Origin of the sequence: Geodermatophilus africanus, assembly GCF_900107105.1 — a bacterium.
In the GTDB taxonomy this organism is placed as follows: Bacteria; Actinomycetota; Actinomycetes; order Mycobacteriales; family Geodermatophilaceae; genus Geodermatophilus; species Geodermatophilus africanus.
The window spans coordinates 14,993-37,839 of record NZ_FNOT01000009.1 but is presented as its reverse complement, the minus strand read 5'-3'; the positions used below and the strand labels follow the sequence as shown (position 1 = coordinate 37,839).

Genomic DNA, 22,847 nt, shown 5'->3' with positions numbered 1-22,847 from the left:
CCGGGGCCGACAGTCCGCCCCGCACGACGGCACCGGGGCCGCAGCCGTCGACCTACAGTCCGAGCATGGCCAGCAGCGACCTCGACGCCTTCGACGCCGCCTGGCGCTACCTCGAGACCCTCGCCCGCCAGAGCACCGGCGCCCGGGACACCGACGCCGCCCTCGCCGAACTGCGCCGCCGCGGCGAGATCGGCCCCGGCGAGCACAGTCAACTCGACGGCGCGCGCAAGATCCGCAACGCTCTGACCCACAGCACCCTGCTGCCGGGCAACGTGCCGCTCGCTGTCCCCACCGGCGCACTGGTCGAGCTGCTGCGCATCGTCACCAGCCGGCTCAGCAACCAGCCGCCGCGGATCGGTGACCTTGCCGTCCCGGCTCATCAGGTCAGGGCGGACATGCCGGTCCACGCCGCGCTGCAGGACCTCATCGCCCGCGACTTCAGCCAGGCGCCCTACAAGGCAGCCAGCGGGGACTGGCAGCTGTTCACGGCCGAGCAGGTCGCGCGCTGGCTGGCGTTGCACGACGACGGCCCCGTGACCTTCACCGGCACGACCGTCGCCGATCTGGCCGAGTTCGGGCCGACGGCACCAGCTGCAGAGGTGAAGCCGACCACGTCGACGCAGGCGGCCGTCGATCAGCTCGTCGCCGCTCTCGGCAACCAGGAGGCCGGGGTCGTGCCCGTGCTGCTCGTGCGGGACCGCAAGAACCCGGCCGATCTGGCGCTGTTCACGCCGGCCGACCTGCCCAGAGCGCAACCGCTGGTACGTCCGATCACCGCCGTGACGGCAACGGCATGAGCGCCGGGCTCCGGGCTGGGTGCCCGTGAGGTTCGAGCTGGTGCGGCCGGACGGTCTGACGTCGGAGGCGTGGGACGCGGTCGAGTATTACCGCAGGCGGCTTGCCGATGCCGTGCTGGCCGAGGACCGGCCGGCAGTCGTGGGTGCGGCGAAGGAGCTCGTCGAGTGCGTGGCCCGCTGTGTCCTCGACGCGACCGAGCGACCGGTAGGCGACAAGGAGGACTTCAACGGCGTGATCTTCGCGGCTCAGAAGGCGCTGGAGCGGGCCGCGGGGAAGAACATCAGCTCCTCCCCGGAGGTCAAGGTCATCGCCGGAGCCGCGCAGAACATCGCCACCAGGGCCAACGTCATGCGCAAACCGGGTCGGGACCGGTCATGGTCGGGCTCGCATCTCGGACATCGACGACGAGATGGCAGAGATCGCCGGCGACGCGGCGATGCTCTGGAGCCGGTGGGCGCTGCGCCGACTGGGACATCTAATGGCGAAGTACCCCACCCGGCTGCTGACGGAGCTGGCCGGAGGCGCGCAACGTGAGCGCCTGCGGACGGTCTTCGAGGAGGTGCTGCTTCCGGAACAGCCGAAGGACGTCCAGCATGCGATCGGAGTCGCCTTCGGCCACGAGGCAGCCGGCGGGTTCGGCAACGCCTGGGACGTCGGGCTGAACCCGGCGACTGTCTCGTCCGACCTCGACGCGTTCCCCGTCGACTACCGCCTCGGCCTCGTGGAAGGCATGGTCATCACCTACGGCGGTCAGCTCGGCCTCCTCGACGCCTACGTGCCGAGGCTGGTCGACGTACTCACGCCCGTGCCGAGCACGCGCGCGGCCGCGGCGGTGAACGACCTCGCAGAGAAGGCGGACTCAGCCTCGTGGATCACGCGGTGGCGCAACGGCCCGTTCGACCCCGCGGCCACGATGGCGGCGCTCGAGCGTGAGCGGAGGCGCCTCAGCGCTGAGCTGCAGCCGGCCGTCACGCGCCTCTTGGTCGCCATGGACGCGGCCGCGGCGTCCGAGCCCAGCTGATCACGTCACGGCGTGCGCGCCGTACGAGGTGTGTCGCGGCCCCGCAGAGGCCTCAGACGGCGCGGAAGCGCGGCGGCACCACCGCGGCGTCCAGAGAGGGTCCCGAGCTTCTGTCGGCATCGCGGACCGATCTCGACAGCATGAGTAGCGTTCGCACGCACCGGCGCCGGCGCCGCCGGCGGCACGGTCCACGCCGCCAGAACCTGGCCACAGCGCCGAGACCAACAGGCCTCGCGCGGCCGCCGCTGCAGACGCACCGCGACCGGCGGGTCTGCTCGGCCGGCTGTTCGGCCGTCAGCATGCGGACACCGCCGAGACGCCGCAGTCGCTCCCGGCAGCGACGCTGCCACCGGCGGGCTGGTACGCCGATCCCGGGACTCCCGGTCAGTGGCGCTGGTGGAATGGCGCTACGTGGACGGGGGACGTTTGCCGCGGCTGAGCACGCACTGATCCGCCGGGCGTCGGCTGGCTCCCTCCACGCCGTGCACCCCGCTGCGGGCGTTGCCGGTCAGCGGCGTTGCGTGGTGACCGCCGCCAGGTCGGTGGCTGGTGTCCCGGTCAACAGCTCCAGGCCGACCGCCTCCTGAGCGACCCGCTTGCCCTCCATCAGAACGGCCTCCGCCGGAGGGCGCAGCTCGGCCGGCAGCCAGACGACGGCTTTGCGCACCTTCGCGGGGGTGACGTCGGCGTCGGTGTCGGCCGGAAGGCCGTGGTCCATGAGCAGCCGGTACAGGCCCGCCGCCGGGAGCAGCGGAGGCAACCCGAGGTCGTCGACGAGCCGGGCGCCGGCCGCGGCGATCTCCAGCCCGCGGACGTCGAGGTCGCCGAAGTACGCCAACGCGGCCGGCGGATCGTCGGCCAGCACGGTGAGGACCGCGCCCAGGGAGTTCCCGGCGCTGTAGGCCACCGTCCCGATCTCGCCGTCGGCCGGCAGCGTCGCGGTCAGCGACTCGTAGGTCGACCAGTTCTCGACCAGCAGCGTGACCGGCCCGCAGCCGATCCGGTGCCGGGCGACAGGCGGGCTGGTGCGCCGCGCCAAGATCAGCTCGAGGGTGAGCCGGCCGGAGGAGAACAGCCGGCCCCGGCTGAGGGCGTCGAGGGACTTCTCGTCACCGGTCAGCTGAAGCGACCGCTCACGCAGCGGAACGACCAGCTTCGAGCCGCCGGCGCCGAGAAACGCGTTCACCGCGCGGAGCAGCGCCCGTTCCTTGGCGCTGGGCCGGTCCGTGGCGGTGAACGCCGGGACCCAGGACAGCCCCGCATGCCAGCTCACCGGCTGCTCCGTGGGCGCGGCGGCCTTGGGCGGCGCCGGCCGAGAGACCCAGCGCGGCAGCGGAGGCCGTGGCGCCGGCTCCCAGCCGGTCCTCCCGGCGGCCGGCAGAGTGACGTGGCCGGCGTCGACGAGCTCGGTGATCGCAGCAAGCAACCGCCGGCGGGCATCAGGTGCGCCGTGCAGCGACAGGTCCGCGGCCAGCGCGGACTGCCGCAGCGTCTCCACGGGCACACGCACCCGATCGGCGGCGGCGACCGTGCGGGCCAGCGCGGCCGCCAGCGGCGACAGCGTGGGTGTCACAGCAGCTTCAGTACCGGGTCGTCGCGCCAGACGCGGGTGCTGTCGACCACGCCGGCCGGGTCGTCGTCGGCCAGGTGGCGCTCGGCGATGCGCACGTACTCGCGCCCGCGGTTGGGGGTGTTTCGCAGCCGGATGATGTTGGGGAACCGGCCGACGGCTTTCATGTCCCCGACGCCGGTGAGGAACAGCAGCTGCACGCCGTTGGCCGTGGCGACCTTGCGCTGCAGGTCAAGGAAGGTGACGTAGTTCGCCTTGCCCAGCGGGTTGTCCAGCGGCAACGTTCCGAAGCCGGGCAGTTCCCGGCCGCGGTTGGCCGCCCGCAGCTTCACCACCATGCAGAACAGCAGCAGCGAGATGGTGACCTTCTCCCCGCCGGACCACTTCCGCATCTTCTCCACCGACACCCGGTCGGTCGCGAAGGTCGTGCACGGCTTGAGCACGCGGGCTCGCCAGTTGCCCTCGCCGACGACCGCGCTGGTCGCCTGCCACAGCAGCTCCAGCCCACCAGGCACTTCCGCCCCGCGGGAGGTGATCACGTCGACCAGGCGGGAGCAGCGGTCGGCGACGATCGCCTCGGCGGTGTCGACGCTGGACCGCGGCCCGACCTCGAGGAACTTCTGCCCCTTCCACTGCTCGATGGTGTCGGGCAGCTGTGACATCGACTGGGCGCGGCTCAGCGCCTTCAGCGCCTGCCGGACCATGCCCGTCATCGCGGTGACGACCACCTTCTTGTCCTCTTCGAGGTCGTCGAGGCGGCCACGGAGGTTGGTGGCGTAGACGCGCAGGTCCTCGGCGAGGATGGCGGCGCCGGGGCCGAGCTCGGCGGCGGCGTCGGTGACCCGGAACCGGCCGCGCACGTCGGGCTTCACGCTGAGGAAGCGGTCGTCGTTGGCCCAGACGACCAGTTCCGTGGAGATGCCCTGCAGGGCGCGAGCGCGGTTGGCCTCGGTCTCGCCGGTGTCGCGTAGCCGGGCGCGCAGCTCGTCGGCGGCCTGCTGGGCCTCGGCGACGGTGCCGGCGAAGGGTGCGGCGGCGCCGTCGGTGGGCTCGTCGCGGTCGCCAACGAGCAGGATCAGGGTGGCCAGGGACTCCGCGCGGGCGGCGGACTCGGCCCGCCGGGTGCTCGCCTCGGTGGCCTTGGCGCGGGCGTCGTTCTCCGCGCGCAGTCGGGTCTGCTGCTCGGCCTCGGCGGTCAGGGCAGCGGCCAGCGCGGCGTCCCGGGTCAGCGGGACGTCCGCTTCGTCGAGGATGACGTGCCGTGGCCGGTCGGCCGGGGTGTGCTCGTCGACTTCCCTCTGCGCGAGCTGCACCGCGACCTCAGCCCCGGACACCTCGTCCCGGAGCCGGCCCTCGGCCGCCTCGGCCAGCCGGGTTGCGGCGGCCCGCAGCTCCGGGTCGCGGCCGTCGTCGGTGGCGAACAGGTCCTCGGCCTGCCGCCGGCGGTCTGCCGGCAGCGCGGCGACCTCGGCGGCGGGCGTGCGGACGGCGAGCTTGGCCTCCGCTAGCTGAGCGGCCAGGACGCTGTCCGACGTCTCCTTCTTGTACGCGGCCTCGGCGGTCTCGAAGCGTTCCCGGGCAGTGTCCAGCGGCGCGGAGACGGTCGCGGCGGCGGTGTCGCCGAGCTGGGTGCGTTCGGCGCGGCGGGCGGTGAGCGTGGCCGACCGCGCGGTGATTTCTTCGCGTGCCTCGTCAAAGGCCGTGCGGGCCCGCTGCTCGGCCTCCTCGACGGCGCTCAGGTCTGCGCTCAGCCGTTGGACCTCCGCGGGCAGTGCGGCGATCTCGGCCCGCTGTGGCTCCGCGGCCGCCATTCGGTCGGCCAGACTTCCCAGGACCGCCAGAGCGGCGGCCGCCTGCCGGCGGGCCCGCTCGGCGGCGGCGGTCTGCTGCTCCAGCCCCTTCTCCTCGGCGTCCAGTTCGGCGACCTGCGTAGGAACGGCGGCGAGCTGCTCGGACACGTCCTCGAGCTGCTCGTCGAGCTCGGTCAGCTCCCGGTTCAGGGTGTCCAGGGTGCCCGGCGGGCAGTCGGCGAGCAGGGCGCCGACGCGGCGGCGCAGTTCGTCGTCTGCGGCCCGGCGCCGGGTCAGGTTGTCCTCTTCCGCGGCTCGGTCGTCGCGGGCGAGCTCGCGCACCCGCATCTCCTCCCCGGCGGCGGCCTTGTCGAACAGGGCGGGGGCCGGCGGAACGACGAAGGAGGTGTCCGCGGCGCCGGCCCGGACGGCTTCCACCACTGCGTGCAGGTCGCCGGTGGTGGCCACGGTGACCGCCGAGGTGGGCCGCAGCGCGGCCGTCGACAGCAGCCGCTGGGCGTCCGCAAGGTCGTCGGCGTTGTGCACGAGCACACCGCCGGTGAAGGCGGGCGCGGCGGCCAGCACCCGGCCGCGCAGCGGGCCGGGCACGGAGTCGGCCAGATAGGCCCAGCCGCTGGTGGCGGCGATCTGCTCGGCCTCGAGCACGTCGAGGGCATGTACCACGTCCAGCACCGGCGGCAGCAGCCCGGCGCTCGCTAGCGCGGCGACGGCGCGGTCGTCCTCGGCACCCTCGACGCCGAGTTCGACGCGCCGTCTGTCTGCCCGGGTGATCTGCTCGGCAAGCTGCGTCATCAGGTCGCTGCCCTCGGCGAGGACGTCGACGTCATCGGTCGCGGCCAGCAGCCGCAGCCGTTCGTCGGCGGCCAGCTCGTCGATGCGCTCGGTCAGGTCGGTGCGCCGGGTACGGGCGGCGTCGCGGGCGTGACGCAGCTGCTGCTGGGTCTCCCGCAGCTGGCCGCTGTGCGCGGTCATCCGGTTCCGGCGACCGCGCAGGTCGGTTCGCTTGCCGACGAGGACCTCCTCCAACTCCTGCCGGGCGGTGGCATCGGCGGCGCCGTGCCGGTCGGCAGCGGCGCTGAGCTCCTCACCGGCCGCCAGGTGGCTGGCGGTGGCCGCGGACACGAGATCCCGGTCGAGTGCGGCGAGCAGATCGGTGAGCGATTCCAGGCGGGCCCGCCGGCGGCCGCGCTCGTCGGCGAGCTCACCGAGCCGCTTTTTCGCCGTCTTGGCGGCGGCCAGCTGCTCGTCGCGTCGAACCTTGGCGGCATGCAGCTGGCCGGTGAGGGAGGTGATGGCCCCGTCGAGGGCGGCGGCGAACTCGGCGGCGGCTGCGTCCCGGACCAGCCGTAGCGGCTCCGCGTCGGTGGTCGCGGCGTCCAGCTGCGCCTGCAGCGTGCGCACGCGGTGCTGTACGGCGGCCAATGCGGCCAGCCGCGGCACGGCCTGCCAGGCGTCCAGGACCTGTTCGGCCGCTGCCCACTGCTCGGAGAGCTCGTTCCGGTGGCCGATCGCGGCGTTGCGGGCGTGGACGGCGGCGAGGCGGCTGAACTCGGCGCTGCGGGTATACGCGGCGTCCCCGGCGCGCCGTTCGGCCAGCGCCCGCTCGGTCTCCTCCTCGGCGAGCTTGCTGGCCTGCTCCGCGTCGGCGGTCGCGGCGGACGCCGCGGCCAGCAGCGCGGCGCGCAGCGCTGCGGCAGCGCGGCGGGCGTCGGCGTGCTCCGCGACGGCGGTGAGGTGCTCGCTGCGGGCGTCGGCGAGCCGATGCAGCAGCGGAACCGCCTCGTCGGCGAAGGTGAGGTCGGCGATCAGCGCGGGCCGTTCCGCGAGCCCGGCGCGGACCTGCTTGAGGATCTTCGCGACCTTGCGGGGAGTGTCGGGGTCGACGATCAGCTCCAGCAGGTAGCGGACGAACTGGTCGGCGTTGCGGAACTGGAACTGGCTCTCGATGCCGCCCTCGGTGGCGTTCATCTGCAGAATGGCGGTGAACAGGTCGGGGTCCAGGCCGTGGTCGTCGAGGGTGGTGGCCCAGGTGTCCTGCACCTCGGTCACGACCGCGCCGCAGCCGGCGATCGGGTTCCAGGCGCGGACGGCGGCGACGAAGTCCTTCAACGGTGTCGGGTCGCCGGTGGCGTCGGTGAACGGCAGCAGGTCCATCTCGGCGCGGCCGGGCACCGGCGTGAAGGCGTACCAGCGGCTGATCAGCTTGTCGTGGTCGCGGTTCGGGTCGGCCGGCTGCACGCGGTCGGTCCACTCGTAGACCGCGCCGGTGACCAGCCGGCTACCGCCGGGGCCGGACCACTCGATGGTGACGTGCGCGGTGTCCGCGCCCAGGACGTAGTCCTCCAGGTGCTTGTCGGTGGTCGACGTGGCCAGGAAGTCTCGGCGGTTGGGCCGGATGAGCGCGCAGATCAGGGACAGGACGGTGGACTTCCCGCCGCCGTTGCGTAGCCACAGGATGCTGTCCAGCGGGTGCCCGTCAGCGTCGGTGAGGTCCAGGGTCACGCTCAGGAACCGGGCGGCCGGCGCTCCGATCCGGTCGAGCCGGACCCGGCGCATTTGCCACATCACGCCGCTCACGCCGTCACCTCGGTCCGCCGCGCGGTGCGCAGCACCTCGAGGGCCTCGCTGCCGGCGCTGTCGGCGACCAGGAGCCGGAACCGGTCTGTGAGCTGGAAGGTGTCCGGGCCGAGGGTCTTCGCCTCCCGCGCGGCGCCCTGGTCCACCAGCCAGCCGCAGACGATCTCGATCGCCCGCAGCGTGCAGCCCTGCTTCCGGCGGCCGTGCGGGGTCGGGATGAGCGACGGCATGTCGGCGTAGACGTCGGCGGCGGTGCGGGCCCGTTCGCCGTTGGAAACGTCGGGGGCGTCGATGGCGCGTAGGCCGCTGATGGCGCCGCGGATGAAGTCGTCGAGCTTGACCACGTCGACGAGCTTGGTGTCGGGGTCGTCGAGGTCGACCTCGTTCGGGTAGGCGTAGGCGGCCACTGCGACCAGTATCAGGCCGAAGACGAGCTTCTCCTCGGCGTCCATCGCCGTCTTCAGGTCGGCCAGTCGGGTGGCGAACGGGCCGGTGGGCTCCGGTGCCAGCACCAGCCCGGTGCGAGGAGTGCCGAGCACCTCCAGGCCGAGCCCCTCGGCGAAGGTGTCCACGGTGTCCTTGAACCGCAGGTCGGTGCGGTAGCGGTCGAGCAGGTTGCGGTAGTCGCTGCCCTCCACAGGCCGGGCGCCGCGGGTCAGCCCGAACCCGATCAGCTGTCCAGCGGCGCTGGCGTCGGTGAGGTCGAGTGCGGCCAGCGTCATCGCCGGCCTCCTTCCGAGGAGAGGGCCGCAGCGAGTTCCCCGGCGGGCGAAGCGGGGCTGTCGGCGGTGACCAGCAGGTCGGCGCCGCTGGCGAGCGGGTGATTGAGTGCGGTGCCGTCGTCGCCGGCGGCCAGGCCGCTGGCCAGCAGGTCGACCTCGCCGGCCTGCTCCTCGTCGTCGCCGGAGATGTCGGGGGCGAACGCCCACAGGGCCGACAGCAGCACCAGTTCGACGACGTCGTCGACGGCGCCGTCGACCACGGACGGGTCGACCGCGGCGGCGGCGTCCAGCAGCGCCGACAGCCGGAGCGGGGCGGTCCGGGTCAGCGCCAGCACGTCCCGCGCCGTGCGCAGCACCGCCTCCGGGTAGCGCTGGATGTCCTCGGTGGGGTCCTCGTCGCCGGGGTCCTCCACGTCAGGCTCGGCCACCTCTCGCTGCCGGGGCGGAGCCCAGAGCAGGTCCACAATGTCGTCGAAGCGGGCCAGCCGCGGTACGCGCACGCCCAGCGACCGATCGGCGAAGGTCTCCACCACCGCGGTCGCGGGCTCCGCGGGCAGGGCGAGGATCGGGGTGAACAGCTCCTCGCCGATGGCGAGCAGTCGCAGTCGGCGGCGGCGGGCCAGCCGCTGCCGGACCTGAGCGGTGAGGAACACGTCCCGGGCACCGACGAGACGGTCGTGCAGGTCCAGGTGGATCCGCTTGGCCCGGCGGAGCAGGTCCACGATCTGCCCCGACGCAACGCGGACCGCGGGCGAGACGTCGCCGTCGAGGCCGTTCTGCACGTGCTCGAGGGTCTTGTCCTCCTCGGCGATGCGGCCGGCGACGTGCTTGCGGGCGCGGCCGAGCCGGTCGGGCACGTCGACCAGCCAGTCGTGGGAGCGCACATCGCGGCTGGTGGCGTCTAGCAGGTCGGTGAGCATCGCGGACATGCCGAGGCTGGTCCGCTCCGCCATGGTCGCGGTGCGGACCGCGGCGTCGAAGCGCTCGTCGTCCAGCTGCCGTTGCAGGACGTGGGCCAGCGCCGCCTCGGCGTCCTCGATGTCGACGTCGAGGCCGTCGAGGAACAGCATCACCGCCTGGTCGCTGGCGATCAGCACCGGGCCGTACTCGGTGTCGCGCAGCGACAGCAGCCGAAAGCTGTAGGTGTCGAAGCGGGTGGCGCCCGGGTCGGTGAGGTCGGCGAAGGTGTAGGAGAACCGGCGCTGCTCGTGAGCGTCGTTGAGCAGCCCCTTGATCACCAGCTGGGCCACGTCTCGCCACCGCGGCGCGTGCTCCTCGCCCGACTGCATCCGGGCGGCGAGGACGGCGAGGGCGTCGACGACCTCCTCAAGCAGTGCTTCCCGGGCGAAGCCCATCGACGCCACCGCCAGGTCCACCGCGGCCATCGCCAACTGCCGCAGGTCGTAGACGTCGTCGTCGACCCCAGCGTGAGCGGCGTTGCGGACGAGCTTGTGGATCGGGTCGGTGAGGACCAGCGCCCGCCACCGGCCGCGGGCCGTGGCGTCCGCGGCCGGGGACACCAGCGGCGGGAGGCCGGCGCCGCCACCGTCCTCGTTCTCAGCCATGGTCCCCGCCTGTGCGCTGTCGCCGGCCGGGCGATCGGCGCGCGGCGACTGCCCGGCCCGCAGCGTAGGGGCGGGGTCGGACAGTTTCGGATCTTGCGGGGGCAGCGAGTACTGCGCATCGGCCGGCGACACGGGGTCGACAGTGCCCGGCGGAGCTTGGCATGTCAGTCGTCTGCCACCCGCATGGGCGACGACACCGGCGCCTGGCGCTGGTCACCTGGCGCCGGGTACGTCGTCGGCGGAGCCGGCCTCACCCCACGCCTGGGCCGCCGACAGCCGCCGCTCCAGCTGCTCAAGGCTGGCGTCCTTGATCCCGCGGACCCCGATGGCGGCGTTCAGGCGTCGGTTGACCTCGGCGAACTCCATTCCCAGCCGGTAGGCCAGCCGCCTGGCTGCGGTGTTGTTGGCCTGCCGCAGCCGAGCTCTCCGGCGGAAGGCCGGCTCCTGCGCCGGCACCGACGGCTGACCGGTGGCTGGTGCTGTGGCAGACGGGCGCCCGGCGTCGTGGGCGCGCAGAAGCAGCGCCACGGCGACGGTGGGCAGCGCCGCGGTCTCCGGAGTGCGAGCCTTGAGCGCGGCGGCGTGCGCGAGCTCGACCGGCGTGACCACGGTGCCGTGGGCGATGACGCCGGCGTCGATGGCTTCGGCGGCGATCGGCTGGAACGCTCCGGCCGACGGCGCGCCGTCCCGGCTGCCGAGGGCGGCGGGCGGCTCGACGGCGTCGATGGGATCGGCGCCGATGACGTGTTCGCGCTGCTGACGGATGGTCTCGGCGAACTGCCGCAGCCGAGCGTCGTCGGGGATGTAGAAGCTCGCGGTCTCGTCTTCGCCGCCGTCGCGGACCCGGACGACGCGGCCGACCGCCTGCCGGAAGAACAGCTCGGTGATGGTGTTGGTGGCGAACACCGCGATGCGCAGCCGTGGGACGTCCACGCCCTCGCTGACCATGCGGACCGACACGATCCACGGTGCGTCACCGGCGGCGAAGTGCTCGATCGCGGCGTTGGACCCCGGCTCGTCGCTGACCGCCAGAACGGGCGCCACGCCGTGCCGGCGGCGCAGCAGATCGGCGATGCCGCGGGCGTGTTCGACGTCCTTGGCCAGCACCAGGCCGCCAGCGGTGGGGTCGGTGGCGCGCAGTTCGGTCAGCTCGGTGTGCGCGTCGTCGAGCACGGAGGCGATCCAGTCGCCGGTCAGCGACAGGGCGGTGTTGAGCCGCTGGTTGCGCAGCTTCTGGTCGACGACGTCGTCGAACGTCGCGCGGATGATTTGCCCGCCGGTGGTGGCCCATTCCATGCGGCCGCCGCGGCGGGGGAAGAACACCGGCCGGCAGACGCCGTCGGTGACCGCCTGCCCGTAGTCGTAGGTGTGGTCGGGGGTGCCCACACCATCGACGTAGCTGACGAACGGGATCTGGTTGTTGTCGGTGCGGAACGGGGTGCCCGACAGCGCCAGCCGACGGCGGGCTGGGATGAAGGCGTGCCGGATGGCGTCGCCCCAGTTGCGTTCCTCACCGCAGTGGTGGATTTCGTCGAGCACGACCATGGCCGGTGCGGCGGAGGTGTGCCGACGGAAGAGGTCGGGCAAGGCGGCGACCTGGGCGTAGGTGACCACGACGCCGTGGAAGCCGGGCGGCAACGCACCCTCGCTGTTGGCCCACTCGGGCTCCAGGGCGATGCCGTAGCCGGCGACCGCGTCGGCCCACTGGGTCTTCAGCCGCTGCGTGGGCACCACGACGATCACCCGGCTGATCTCGCCCGCGGCCAGGAGCCGGTGAACGACGGTGGCAGCGAAGCGGGTCTTGCCGGCCCCGGGCGTGGCGACGGCGAGGAAGTCGACCGGATGGGTGGTCTCGTACTCGGCCAGCGCGGTGCGCTGCCAGTCCCGCAGGCCGGTGATGGCCGCGCCGGTCACGTCATGCGCGCCGAGAGCGGTATTGCAGCCCGGACACAGCGCGAGGCCGTTGACCACGTCGGTGGCTCCGCCGGCGGTGAAGGCCAGCTGATGGTCGCCGTGCCAGCCGGGCGTCAGCGCCGCACCGCACCGGGTGCAGGCACCGCCGCCGGCGAGGTAGAGCGCGGCCCGCTGCCGGCCGGTGAACCGGCGGACGTCACCGGCGGTCACCGGCGTGCTCCAGTGACAGGGCGGGTCGCCCGGGAGGAGGTCGGCGGCCGCTGACCGGCCGCGGGCATGCGGGCAGGAACTACTGTCACGGGTGGTGCTCCTCGTCGAATGGTTCTGGGATGGGCTTTCGCGGGCACCGAGAACGGCCTCGCCTGCGCCAACAGGTGGGGCCGTTCGCCTGTGCGGCGAGCAGTCCCGGAGGACGGTTTCGGTGCTCGAGCGGACGGTAGCGGAGGCCCCCGTAAGCAGAAGTTGACGACCGTCAAGGTGGCCTTGACGATGGGTACATGACCGAACCGCGCCGGAGTGGCCTAGGCCGTGCTCTGGCAGCCTTGATCCCCACCTCGGTCCCCGACGATTCCCCAGTTCGCGATGGGCAAATGCCCGACTGGCTGGAGCGGTTGGTGATCGTGGTGGCACGGCGTGCCGCCGAGGAAGCTGTCCACACCCAACGCGATGACCGGGTTGTGGATGACGACGACGAAGCCAAGGACGTTCTCGACGCGGACACCGCCTTGCGTCACTTCTACGCCGACTACCTCGGCCGGCTCGACCACCTGGACCCGGTCGCGGATGCGGAGTCGGAACGCCGAGACCTTGTAGTCGCGCTCGCGCTGACAGCGGCGGCCCCGCGACTCTTAGCCGACACCGTGCACCGGCTTCGCACCGTGAACGGCTGGTCGTGGACCGACATTGCCGCGGTCGCCGGCACCACCCGGCAGGCCGCCGCCCAGCGTTGGGGCTCACCCGCACGTTGAGACGGCACCCGCATCATCCGATGCACGAGCGCGCCGGCGCCGGCGAGGCGGACCGCTGGCTTCACTACCCGTCCAATCCGAAGAAGGCCTCTGCCTGCCGTCGGATCTGCTCCAGCCGCTTGGAGACGGGGCTGTGGTTGGCGTAGCCCAACTGCTCGGCGATCTCGTGCTGCCGGAACCCGCTGGCCAGCAGGATCACGATCTGCCGCTTCTTCTCGTCCAGCAAGGCCAGGAAGTCGCGGGTGACCAGGTTGCCCAGGACATCGCTGTCGGGGCTCTGCACCGGAATGCTGTCGGTCAGCTCAACGAAGCGCACCGCCACCTTGTTGCGCTTGCGGTAGAGCTTCCGCTCGAAGTCCTCCCTGGCGAACGACCAGCTCGGCGAAAAGTCGTCGGCCACGCGGTGGGCACGGACCGCGTCCAGAATGTCGCGCAGCCGGCCGGTCGCGTCGGCGGCCTCGACGGTGGCGGCCACCACCTCCCCGGCGCCCTGGACACCGGCCCACACGGTGCCGCCCATGCGCGGGTTGCCGGTCACCGCGTCGGGGAGCACGCCACCATCGGCCAGTGGCACCGGGCCGACCGGCTTGCCCTTGTCGACCAGCGGGAACTCGCCGAGAAGCTCCTGGATGACCGTGGTGACCGGCGGCAGCCAGAAGTCCAGGTTGTGCGCCAGGAGGCGGATCGGATCGTCGGCGGAGAAGGCCGAGAGCCGGGACCCGGAGTTCAACAGCGGCCACACAGTCGCCGCCCACGCGCGCGACAGCGACTGCGCGAAGTCGGCCGGGAGGAAACGGTCCACGCTGCGCCAATCGGCCAGGAACGGCCACTGTCCGCGCCGCATCAACGGCAGGTCGAACCGGTCGAGAACGTCCTTCGGCAGCAGGTGGAACAACGGCGCGTACTCGTAGTACCGCGACCGGGTGCGCGGCACGAGGATCACGTTCACGTCGCCGAGGTCGGCGACCTTCGCCATCGGCTCGGGCAGCTCGTCGGCGTCGAAGAACCGGCGTCGGAACTGCCCGGCCTCCCACAGCATGTTCCAGTTGGCCACTTTGACCGCCAACTCGTCGGTGGGGCGGTCGAGGGGGATGGCAACGTAGTCCGGCAGCTGCGGCTGCAGCGGTCGGATCACGCCCGTGAAGATCATCCCGGCGGAGATGTTGTAGAGCGACGGATACGTCGCCTCGTCCGCGTCGCCGGGGGGCAGGAACAAGTCCTCGCGATGCCAGGCCTCGATCTCCGCCGCCGTCGGCGGGCGGTCCTCGCTCGGAGCCTCGTCAGAGCCTTCTCGTGTCATCGTCACACCTCACCTACGACAGTTCGCCGCCGTTTCGTTCCGCCTCCCTGCCCGCAATGTGACGACGAGTCTGCGAACGGGATTCGTCCAGCACCGCGGCACCAGTACCTCGGCGGTGGACGTGGTGCTTGGCGAGGATGTTGCGGACGGCGGAGAAGGACCTGTCGGTGAGATCCGACAGTTCCCGCAGGCTGCGTCCCGCAAGGTAGTTCTCGACGATGAACGCCTCCACCCGAGCTTGGACCGCTGGGTCCGGTCGAGGGCTTGCGGTGCCGGCAAACTCCGGCAGCGGCCGCAGCTGCGGGCGGGGCGGGTACGGCACGGGCGCACGGTAGTCACGTGGCCCGGTCCGTCGCGTCCCCTGCGGAGGTGAGCAGCAGCAGGGGGGCGCCCAACGGGTACCGCACGCCGGCAAGGGGCCGCCCGAACTCGGTGCGCACCAGGCTGGTCAGGCTGGTTGGTATCACTGGTGATAGTCACATCCGTGATACCAACCTCGATGTGCATGCCCGGCCGATCACAGGGTGTCAGTCGGTGCCCGTGTCCACCTGGGCCGCGTACTCGAACCAGGTGTTGCCCCGGGCGTCGGGACCTCTATCGGGCCGGTGACGGTGAACGTCGACCAGTCGGCCGCCACCCCGGCTGGCAGCAGGTACCGCAGCTGCGCCCGGAGTCCCGCGGCCGCGCGTTCGCGGTGCGGGTAGGGCAGGGCGGTCTCGGCGCCGTAGGTGGGCACGTCGTTATGGTCGCTGCCGTCCGCCGCGACCAGGGCCCGCGACCGGTCCGGCTCATCCGGCGGGGTGAGTAGCGGCTACAACTCGAGCCGCTGCGACGCCTCGATCGCCGGGCAAATGCCGAAGCTCGGCAGCGACCACGGCGGCAATCGATCGAGCCGCGCCGTCCTGCCGGCGGAGCTCGCAGTCCTGGCCGAGCACCCGCTGATCCGCTTCGAACGCACCGCGATCTTGTCTACTACGCTCTCAGCGTAGTAGAAACCGCCCATGAGTACGTGGAACCGAACCGGCTTGCCCGTGCGGGCGGAGGCCTTCGAGACGACAGTGGAGGGATACGCGCCACGAGTGCGGGAGCTGTGCCCGCCGAAATCGCTGGCCACCTACGCAGCCGGCTTCGACCGACTCGTCACGCAGTTCGGGCCCGCTCCCCTGGCCTCCGTGCGACTCATCGACCTCGAGCAGCACCGCGACTCCGTGCGGCGCGAGGTCGGCGCCACCCAGGTGCGCCGCGCCGAAGCACGCGGGCGCGAACTGCGCAGCTACGACCCCGACGCCCATGGGCACGGAGCGGCCGAGAACTACGTGCGGTCGGCGCGGTTCTTCTTCCGCGCCGCCGTCAAGGACGGCCTGCTCGACGGCTCGCCCGCGGCGGATCTCGAGGCGCCGCCACGCCCACCCGCACCGGAACGCCCTTTGACCGAAGATGAGCTCAGCGAACTCCGGCGAATCGCGGCAGGGACCGGGAAAGACCCCGACCTGGACGTCATGCTGCTCGACTTCCTCCGGATGACTGCGGCCCGGCGGGAAGGGGCGCTGAACCTGCGCCGCGCCCATCTCCACCACGCCCAGCGAGCGGTCACGCTGAGCGAGAAGCGGGGTTCGGTCCGCACGCTGCCGTTGAGCGGCGACATGCTGCGGAGGCTCGACGACTTCTCCCGCGACCGCGGAGGCCACCGTCCACAGGACCACGTCCTCCGCTATCGCAACGGCGAACCGCTGACCCGGCGCCGGTTCAACTCGTTGTTCGACCGGCTGGACCGGCACTGCGACTGGTCCGAGCAACTCGACGTCGGCGCGCACTGGCTGCGGCACACGACGCTCAGCGACATCGCCGCGGTCAGCGGACTGCGGGTGGCGCAGGCCTACGCCGGCCACAAGTCCGGCCGGCGGAGCGCCATCGAGATCTACACACAGGTGGAGTTCGACGACCTGGTCGCCGCCTACGAGCAGGTGTTCGGCCCGCGGTGAGCGAGAACCTTGCGGCGGCCGAGGTGCCGCGGATTTGGGCCGACTGGGACCAGCGCGATGCCGCCGGTCGAGTGTGGACCTTCGCCGCGGACAGCGACCAGCCGCAGCGCCTGCGCCCCGGCGTGCGCGTGGACGCCGGTCCGCCCGGCGATGTCCGGCCCGCCGTCGTGGTCGACGTGCTGACCGAGCCCTGGCGCACCGTCGTCCTGCTGCGGGAGGTGTCCGCCGGTGCCGGCGCGGCCGGATAGCACTCCGGCGGACGACCGGCGTGGGACGACTCCTTCCCGCGCCTCCCGACGGCCCGGTCGGCGGTCGCTAGCCTGCGGTCATGCCGACCGAGCGGCCCACCCGCCTCACCGACGGAATGGTGCTGCTCGGCGTGCGCCTGCGCGAGATCCGCAAAGAGCGCGAGCAACGACTCGAGGACGTCTCGGCCAGCGCCGGGCTGACCGTGGCGCACCTGTCGGACATCGAGCGTGGCACCAAGCTGCCCTCGCTGCCGGCGCTCCTCGCCCTGGCCGACCACTACGACGTCCTGGTCACCGACCTGCTCACCGTCTACCCCTTCGGGGCTGTGGGCCGCCCCCGCACCGCCGCCATCAAGCCGCCCGCGGACGGGCGCCGCCGCAACCCGGCCTGACACCGACACCCCTCCCGGCACCGGAGACCGCCTGCGCCCGGGCGACCGCCGGCGATGACGCATGTACTCCTTTCGATCGACAACACACTCACAGCTGAGTGTGTACGGTCGGACCATGCCGCAGATCCGCCGCTCTCGGGAGCTCCCTCCGGTCACGTTGGCCGAGGACGAGCTTCGCTACGTCGCCGGATTGCTCGACGGCCTGGGCGCCCTGCGGACATTCGTCCGGGGCAACGGACAGGAAGTTGTCCGTCTCACCGTCGGAAACCTCCGCGCTGATCAGGTTCAGCGGCTACGCGACGGCTTCGGCGTCGGCAGCCAGCGCGGCGCGGTCAGCGCGACAGGACGTGGGTTGACCTGGGCTGTCGAAGGTCGCTGGGCATGCCTGCACGTCGGCAACAAGGTGCTTCCCTACCTTCCGCAGTCCTCGCCGCTGTGGCGGGATCTCGTCACCCTCCGGATAACCGCGATCTCATCCCCGGCGGAGGCCGTTGCCCATGGATCCGCGCGGAGCCGACGGTGACCTGGCGCCTCACGGTCGCGCGCGCCGACGCCCACGGCCGGCTGCGCGTCGGCCGGCTGGGACTGGCCCTCGAGCCGGCCGACGACACCGCAGGTCGCGCCCTGTGGCCGCTCCGGTGGAACCACGACCTCATCGTCCTCGGCCCGGACCGTCACCCGACCGAGGTGCCGACGGCACCGGCAGTCCTAACCCCGCAGGCGCGGCTGCAGTTGCCCGCCGACCTGTGCGCCCACCTGGACACCGCGCGCCAGCCGGTCCTCGTCGCTTGCGACGGCCGGGAGCTGTGGCTGGTCAAGACCTCGTTCGTGGCAGCGGAGCTGCTTGAGCAGCGCCGTGGAAGGAGTAGCGGGACATGACCGGCGGCGGCACCTCGCCCGCGGTGCTCTCACTGATGAACTACGCCCGCAGCATGAACATGTCGCCGGCGCAGGTGCGGGCGGCCGCCGACGTGCTCGCGGAGGATCGCCCGGAGCCGGCGCTGCGGACGCTCGTCGCCGAGGCCCTCCGACACGACGATCAGCTCCGCGGCTACTACGCGCGCCAGATGACCCTCCTGCTCGACGGGCTCCCCAGCTACGCCGACGCGGCCGATCGGTTGGTGCCCGCCTTCCCCGGCTTCGGTGATAAGCGGCCCAGCGAGGTTGAGGCCAGCCGACTGCAGGATCTGCTGTACGCGGTCGGCCGTGAGTCGGCCGCCCGAACCCTGCGCGACGCCGCGGCGCACGGACACCCGCGGATGTCCTACGACCCGGACGCGCATGGCCACGGCGCGGAGGAGCGCTTCCGGCTCGCCGTGCGGAAGCTCTTCCGCCGCAGCGAGGTGCGGAAGTGGATCCACGAGGATCCGACAGACGGGCTGAAGCGCAAGCAGGGCGGTGCGGACTTCGCCCATCACCTCACCGTCGGGCAGTTCGCCCACTGGTTGGCGGTCGCCTGCACGACCGGTGACGACCCTGAGCTGGATCGACTGCTGCTGCTCCTCCTCCGGCACACCGGGCTGCGGCAGGAGGCGCTGCTCAACCTCACGCTCGACGCCATCGACACCGCGGCCTGCCAGCTGCGGGCGTCGGCCAAGTTCGGCTACACCCAGCCCCTTCCGGTCAACCGCCAGCTGCTGCAGGAGATCGTCACCCTGGCGCAGGTGCGCGGATCACGTGCTGGGTCCGACCCCGCCTTCCGCTATCGCAACGGACGACCGCTCACCGGCCGCCGGTTCGACACCCTCAGCAAGCGACTCAAGGCCCGGCACGCGTGGGCAGCGCCGCTGAGCATCGGCCCGCATGCGATCCGACGGCTCACCGAGGACGAGGTGGAGGCCCGGTTCGGCCTGGCCGAACTCACCGTGTGGGCCGGGCACAGCTGGAAGGCCCTGCCGGTGTCCTACCGGTACGTCAAGAAGCCCGGCTTCGCCCGCCTACGGGAGGTCGCCGAGGACCTGTTCGGACCGCTGGACGCACCGCTGCCGCCGAGCTCCGCCGCCGCCGGAGTGTTCGCGGCGCCGTATGGCATCGCGCCGCGGTCGCGGGTAAGCGGCGGGATGCCGGCCACCGGATCGACGCTACAGCGGCCGCCGGTGCCCGCCGCCTCGGTGGAGCCGACCGGCCGGCCCAGCGCCCGAAGCGTCGAGCACGCCCCGGGCGTGACCTCCGCCGACGCCCCCTTGTTCGGCCGCGACGAGCCGGCCGCCTTATCGGGCACCGGCGAGCCCGGACCCGGCTCGGCGCCCGGCCGGCCGCTGTTCACGGACGGAGACCAGGCATGACTAGCCGACCGGCCCGGCGGGCGTCCGTGCCCTCCGGTCAGCGACGAGACCTGCCCATCCACCCGGATCTGCTCGCGGAGCTGCGGGCGTGAACCCGGGCGCACCCGGGCCCCGGACGCAGCTCCTGTGCCCGGTCCCCGCCTCGAGGTCACCGGACCCGAGCCGTGAATCGCCGTGCAGACGGCGGCTTCACCGCACACGATCCGACCCCAACCCCCGCCCCACATCCCCAAGCCGGAGGAAACCAATGACTGACAACCGCAACCAACAGCGGCTGGCCCGGGGGCTTGCCGCCGAACTTGGGATCAAGAACACGGCGGCCCTGCGCATCGTCCGCCACGAGGGGTTGCAGCGGTCGGCCTGGCGGCATCAGGTACGGCGTTCGGTGCCGTCAGCCCCGGGAGCGACCGCCGCCGTGCAGACGTTGCTGTTCTTGGCGCCGCACCCCGCAACCACCCAGGACGGCCTCCAGTGACGAGCACGCCGCCGGTGCCCCGGAACTCCGCTTCGACACCCATCTCCGGGCAATCGCCCAGCAACGGGTGTCCAACTCCCCCCTCGGACACAGCTGCACCCCGGTGTTCCCGGACGTCGCAAGCCGGGCTCCCGGCCCTCCATCGCAGCCGGAGCTCGCCGGCGAGAGGTGCCGGTGGCGGTCACGGCGGTGGCAGCGACCGCACGAGCGACTCGATGCGCGCCCGCCTGGTGGTCTCGCGGGCTGCATCGTCGATGGGTTGAAGATCGCGGCGGCGCTGGGCCGGTCGGCGGCTCTGGAACGCACCGAGGCGACCGGCGTCCGCGAGAGCAGCCCGGACGTCGTCGGCCAGCGGCACGTGGTCGGGGTCGGCGGGCCGCAGACGGCAGGTGACGACATCGCCGGCCTGGGCCTCCAGGCGCCGTTGCAGCGCTGCGCCGACGTAGCAGAACGGTCGGGGCACGACGTCGGCGCGGTTGACGCCCAGGTTGACGTCGACCCCCTCGATGCGTCCCTCGACGCGGCGGGTACCCGCCGCCCGGACCGCGTCCTCCAGGAAGTGGTCGAGGTACAGCACCGTGTAGGTGTTGCGCCCCCACACCAGCAGTTCGAGCGGGCGCTCGAACTCCACCAGGTCCATCGGGTCCCCTCCCGTTCGGTGCCCGGCCGGCGGACCCGAGCCCTCGCGGGGGTGGTCCCGGTCCCGAGCGGGACGGCCTGCTCCTGCATCGTGGACCGTGGACCCGATTGCCGCCTGACGGTGGGGAGTTCCCGGTGCAGGCTGCTCTCGTCCTGACCGGACGATCTCGGCCAGCATGTGGTCGATGCGGGCGGCGTGCACCCACGCGGTCCCGCTGACCACCGGCTCGATCTGGGCCCTCGTACGACGACCATGGCGAGCGCGACGGCCAGCACGAGGAGGTCATGGCTCGGCGGTGAGTCCGCCCCGCAGCTCGGCCAGTGCCTGGGCGAGGCCTCCTCGGACACTCGCTCGACCCGGGGACCCTGCCGGTCACCGGCCCGGCGGTCCTCCGTCGGGCCCCGCGCCCCGGTGACATGTCGTGTCGAGGACTTTCCCGTCAGCGACGCCGTCGACTGTGAACACGGCGGCGGGCCACCCCGTGAGGCGGCTGTGCTGCAGCCGAGGTGGTGGTGATCCAGGCGTCGATCGTCTCCCACCACTGGTAGAGCCATTCGGTCTGTTGCGTCTCCTCGGGGGGCACCTCCGCTGCCGGGATGAACCACCAGCGCAGGTGGAGCGTCTTATCCATGGGCAGGCTCCGCCAGATGTCCCGCACGGTGCTGAGGTGTTCGAGCCCGGTGTGCGCGACGAAGACGACGTCGGCGTGCGGAGCTGCCGCGAGCGCGGCGGTGACCCCTCCTGGACGCGGCGGCAGCACGTGCCGCATCGCCTCCGCCCGGCGGACGGCGGAGGCCAGCCCTCGGTTCCGCAGTCGCTGGATGGCGCGGAACCGGCGCTTCGGCGTGAAGTTCGCGCCCTCCGGAAAGATCAGCAGGGCGTCCTCCTCGCCCAGGTCACGAGCCAGCTCCGCGATCGCCTCCTCGGAGCTGGGTCCCACCGCCGGGTCAGAGGCCACGAAGTGGTTGGGCAGCCGGTTGAGGTAGACGTCGAGCAGCGGATCGAGCTGGAGCACGTCCTTCAGCACGATCCGCGGCTGGCGCAGGTGGTCCCGGTTCATGAGCGTGTGCACCAGCAGGAACGAGTCGCCCGGACCGGCGTGCCGGGAGAGCACCAGCATGGCGTTGGTCGAGCCCGGCATCCCGTCGTCCAGCGGGGACCAGGACGCGCCGTCGGTGACCAGCCGCAAGGCGAACAGCCGCTGCGTCACCCGCATCAGTGCGTCGAGCAACAGGCGCAGCGCCGTGTAGTGGGCCGCCCGGGACGCCGGGCCGTCGAGCCGGCGGCCGAAGCCGAAGACCATCCAGAGCAGCCCCGCGACCGCGAGTCCGACGACCTGGGCGGCGAGATACGCCAGCGCAAAGGCCAGCAACCGCAGCCCGCGCCAGCGACCCGGCAGCCACACCGAGACGACCACCGCGACGACGATCAACAAGGGCAGCAGGAGGACCCCGGCCGCCAGGGCGGCGACCAGCATCGGACCGGTGATCCGGCGAACCCCGCGGGACGGCAGCACGTCAGGTCGCCCCGTCCGAGGCGGCTCCGGACCGGTCCAAGTAGGCGCCGGCGGCCGCGTGGGCCCGGTCGATCCGGTCGGCGACGCCGGAGAAGTCGCGGTAGCGCAGATTGCCCGCCCCCGGCGGGGACGGGTTCCCTGACGGCAGGACGTGCACCGTGACTCCCGGCGGCAGCGCGGCCAGGTCCGCGGCGAACCGATGCCGGCGTGCGATCTCGAAGGCGACCAGCGCGACCTCCCACGGCCGAGTCGGCGGGCGCAGCGGACGGTCGATCCGCCCGACGTGCAGCACGTAGATCGTGCCGGCACCGAGTGCGACCGCCCGGCCGACCGGGATGCTGTGCACCAACCCTCCGTCCACGTAGTGCTCGCCGCCGATCTCGACCGCCGGCAGCAGCCCAGGGACGGCGCACGAGGCGAGCACTGCGTCCACGAGCGCGCCGTCGGTGAACCAGCGTTCGGCGGCCCGTTCGATGCTCGCTGCGACGCACTGGAAGGGGACACGCAGCTCGGCGAAGGTCTGCACCGGCAGGTGGGCCATGAGCAGGTCCCGCAGCGGCTCGCGCGGGTGGAGATGAGTTCGGGTCCGCATCAGCGTGCCCACACGAGCCAGCACCGACCCGGCAAAGATCCGCTGAGAAGCCAGCTCCTCCCACACGGCCCGCAGATGATCCACCGCTCTCGGGGTCGGGTCGGCGGCGATGAGCGCGCCGTTGATCGCGCCCACCGACGTCCCCACGACCAGGTCGGGCCGGACATCGTGTTCGAACAACGCCTGCAGCATCCCCACCTCGGCCGCACCGAGCACTCCCCCACCACCGAGGACGAATGCCCTACCGCCCCGCTCGGCAGGCACCCGTGGCGACGCCATGGCTGCATCGTGTCACCACCGAAGGACGCGAGCAGGTCCACGGGAGTCGATCCCGGCTCAGCGCCGAGGGAAGCGTGTGCGCATGTAGCGTGTCGCCCCTCGGACACCAGTCGAGGCGCATCGCTCGGCATGCACGGTTCCCGCGGCAAGATCCAGCGTTGCTCGGGCTCGACCACCTCGGCAGCGCCTTCG

The 22,847-nt window shown here is 72.4% G+C and carries 22 protein-coding genes; 12 read left to right on the top strand and 10 right to left on the bottom strand.

What is annotated here, in order from left to right; translation table 11 throughout:
- Positions 1-65: 65 nt before the first annotated feature.
- From BLW63_RS16400 to BLW63_RS28975, 3 genes are all read left to right on the top strand, one after another.
- Positions 66-797 (top strand): hypothetical protein, encoded by a 732-nt coding sequence (locus tag BLW63_RS16400; RefSeq protein ID WP_139263601.1) that lies wholly within the window; start codon positions 66-68, stop codon positions 795-797.
- A 410-nt stretch (positions 798-1,207) separates the two neighbouring features.
- A complete protein-coding gene (locus BLW63_RS16395) occupies positions 1,208-1,819 on the top strand; it encodes a hypothetical protein (RefSeq protein ID WP_091158521.1) in 612 nt (203 codons plus the stop codon).
- Positions 1,820-2,090: 271 nt separating this feature from the next.
- Complete coding sequence (locus BLW63_RS28975; RefSeq protein ID WP_211517146.1) at positions 2,091-2,258, top strand: DUF2510 domain-containing protein; 168 nt, start codon at positions 2,091-2,093, stop codon at positions 2,256-2,258.
- Between the two features lie 69 nt (positions 2,259-2,327).
- On the opposite strand, the gene BLW63_RS16385 is transcribed toward BLW63_RS28975, so the two are convergent.
- The 5 genes from BLW63_RS16385 to BLW63_RS16365 form a co-directional block, all read right to left on the bottom strand.
- Positions 2,328-3,392 carry a hypothetical protein gene (locus BLW63_RS16385; protein ID WP_091158518.1) on the bottom strand — a complete coding sequence of 355 codons (1,065 nt, stop codon included), beginning with the start codon at positions 3,390-3,392 and terminating at the stop codon, positions 2,328-2,330.
- Positions 3,389-7,777, bottom strand: coding sequence for a hypothetical protein (locus tag BLW63_RS16380; protein WP_139263599.1), 4,389 nt, complete (start codon positions 7,775-7,777; stop codon positions 3,389-3,391). The genes BLW63_RS16385 and BLW63_RS16380 overlap by 4 nt, the downstream gene beginning before the upstream one ends.
- Positions 7,774-8,499 (bottom strand): hypothetical protein, encoded by a 726-nt coding sequence (locus tag BLW63_RS16375; protein ID WP_091158512.1) that lies wholly within the window; start codon positions 8,497-8,499, stop codon positions 7,774-7,776. Before BLW63_RS16375 ends, BLW63_RS16380 begins: the two co-directional genes overlap by 4 nt.
- Complete coding sequence (locus BLW63_RS16370) at positions 8,496-10,064, bottom strand: hypothetical protein (RefSeq protein ID WP_091158509.1); 1,569 nt, start codon at positions 10,062-10,064, stop codon at positions 8,496-8,498. Before BLW63_RS16370 ends, BLW63_RS16375 begins: the two co-directional genes overlap by 4 nt.
- A gap of 213 nt (positions 10,065-10,277) precedes the next feature.
- On the bottom strand, positions 10,278-12,188 hold the full coding sequence (locus tag BLW63_RS16365) for a DEAD/DEAH box helicase family protein (protein ID WP_170856815.1): 1,911 nt from the start codon (positions 12,186-12,188) through the stop codon (positions 10,278-10,280).
- 380 nt (positions 12,189-12,568) lie between these two features.
- Here BLW63_RS16365 and BLW63_RS26910 point away from each other — a divergent pair, with 380 nt between their 5' ends.
- On the top strand, positions 12,569-12,946 hold the full coding sequence (locus tag BLW63_RS26910) for a hypothetical protein (protein WP_170856814.1): 378 nt from the start codon (positions 12,569-12,571) through the stop codon (positions 12,944-12,946).
- Positions 12,947-13,010: 64 nt separating this feature from the next.
- Here BLW63_RS26910 and BLW63_RS16360 read toward each other — a convergent pair whose 3' ends face one another.
- Together BLW63_RS16360 and BLW63_RS16355 are read right to left on the bottom strand one after the other, a co-directional pair.
- Entirely contained in the window at positions 13,011-14,246 is a 1,236-nt protein-coding gene (locus tag BLW63_RS16360) for a hypothetical protein (protein WP_091158504.1), read from the bottom strand.
- Between the two features lie 13 nt (positions 14,247-14,259).
- Complete coding sequence (locus BLW63_RS16355; RefSeq protein ID WP_244522626.1) at positions 14,260-14,568, bottom strand: helix-turn-helix domain-containing protein; 309 nt, start codon at positions 14,566-14,568, stop codon at positions 14,260-14,262.
- Positions 14,569-15,046: 478 nt separating this feature from the next.
- Between BLW63_RS16355 and BLW63_RS16350 the strand changes: the two genes are divergently transcribed.
- The 8 genes from BLW63_RS16350 to BLW63_RS16315 all read left to right on the top strand — a co-directional run bounded on the left by BLW63_RS16350 (position 15,047) and on the right by BLW63_RS16315 (position 19,628).
- Positions 15,047-15,235 (top strand): hypothetical protein, encoded by a 189-nt coding sequence (locus BLW63_RS16350; protein ID WP_139263597.1) that lies wholly within the window; start codon positions 15,047-15,049, stop codon positions 15,233-15,235.
- A 183-nt stretch (positions 15,236-15,418) separates the two neighbouring features.
- The gene (locus BLW63_RS16345) at positions 15,419-16,228 is read left to right on the top strand and encodes a tyrosine-type recombinase/integrase (protein ID WP_170856813.1); all 810 of its coding nucleotides are present in this window, start codon (positions 15,419-15,421) and stop codon (positions 16,226-16,228) included.
- On the top strand, positions 16,225-16,476 hold the full coding sequence (locus BLW63_RS16340) for a hypothetical protein (RefSeq protein WP_091158495.1): 252 nt from the start codon (positions 16,225-16,227) through the stop codon (positions 16,474-16,476). The genes BLW63_RS16345 and BLW63_RS16340 overlap by 4 nt, the downstream gene beginning before the upstream one ends.
- An 80-nt stretch (positions 16,477-16,556) precedes the next feature.
- Positions 16,557-16,868: a helix-turn-helix domain-containing protein gene (locus BLW63_RS16335; protein WP_091158493.1), complete on the top strand. Its 312-nt coding sequence runs from the start codon at positions 16,557-16,559 to the stop codon at positions 16,866-16,868.
- A 115-nt stretch (positions 16,869-16,983) separates the two neighbouring features.
- Positions 16,984-17,391 carry a hypothetical protein gene (locus BLW63_RS16330; RefSeq protein ID WP_139263593.1) on the top strand — a complete coding sequence of 136 codons (408 nt, stop codon included), beginning with the start codon at positions 16,984-16,986 and terminating at the stop codon, positions 17,389-17,391.
- A complete protein-coding gene (locus BLW63_RS16325) occupies positions 17,388-17,747 on the top strand; it encodes a hypothetical protein (protein ID WP_091158489.1) in 360 nt (119 codons plus the stop codon). Before BLW63_RS16330 ends, BLW63_RS16325 begins: the two co-directional genes overlap by 4 nt.
- Positions 17,744-19,153: a tyrosine-type recombinase/integrase gene (locus tag BLW63_RS16320; RefSeq protein WP_091158487.1), complete on the top strand. Its 1,410-nt coding sequence runs from the start codon at positions 17,744-17,746 to the stop codon at positions 19,151-19,153. The genes BLW63_RS16325 and BLW63_RS16320 overlap by 4 nt, the downstream gene beginning before the upstream one ends.
- Before the next feature lie 247 nt (positions 19,154-19,400).
- On the top strand, positions 19,401-19,628 hold the full coding sequence (locus BLW63_RS16315) for a hypothetical protein (protein WP_091158485.1): 228 nt from the start codon (positions 19,401-19,403) through the stop codon (positions 19,626-19,628).
- A 181-nt stretch (positions 19,629-19,809) separates the two neighbouring features.
- On the opposite strand, the gene BLW63_RS16310 is transcribed toward BLW63_RS16315, so the two are convergent.
- The 3 genes from BLW63_RS16310 to BLW63_RS16300 all read right to left on the bottom strand — a co-directional run bounded on the left by BLW63_RS16310 (position 19,810) and on the right by BLW63_RS16300 (position 22,655).
- Entirely contained in the window at positions 19,810-20,268 is a 459-nt protein-coding gene (locus tag BLW63_RS16310; protein WP_091158483.1) for a YdeI/OmpD-associated family protein, read from the bottom strand.
- A 439-nt stretch (positions 20,269-20,707) separates the two neighbouring features.
- Positions 20,708-21,745, bottom strand: a complete 1,038-nt coding sequence (locus BLW63_RS16305; protein WP_244522625.1) for a lysophospholipid acyltransferase family protein — start codon at positions 21,743-21,745, stop codon at positions 20,708-20,710.
- A 40-nt stretch (positions 21,746-21,785) separates the two neighbouring features.
- Positions 21,786-22,655, bottom strand: a complete 870-nt coding sequence (locus BLW63_RS16300) for a patatin-like phospholipase family protein (RefSeq protein WP_091158478.1) — start codon at positions 22,653-22,655, stop codon at positions 21,786-21,788.
- Positions 22,656-22,847: the final 192 nt, after the last annotated feature.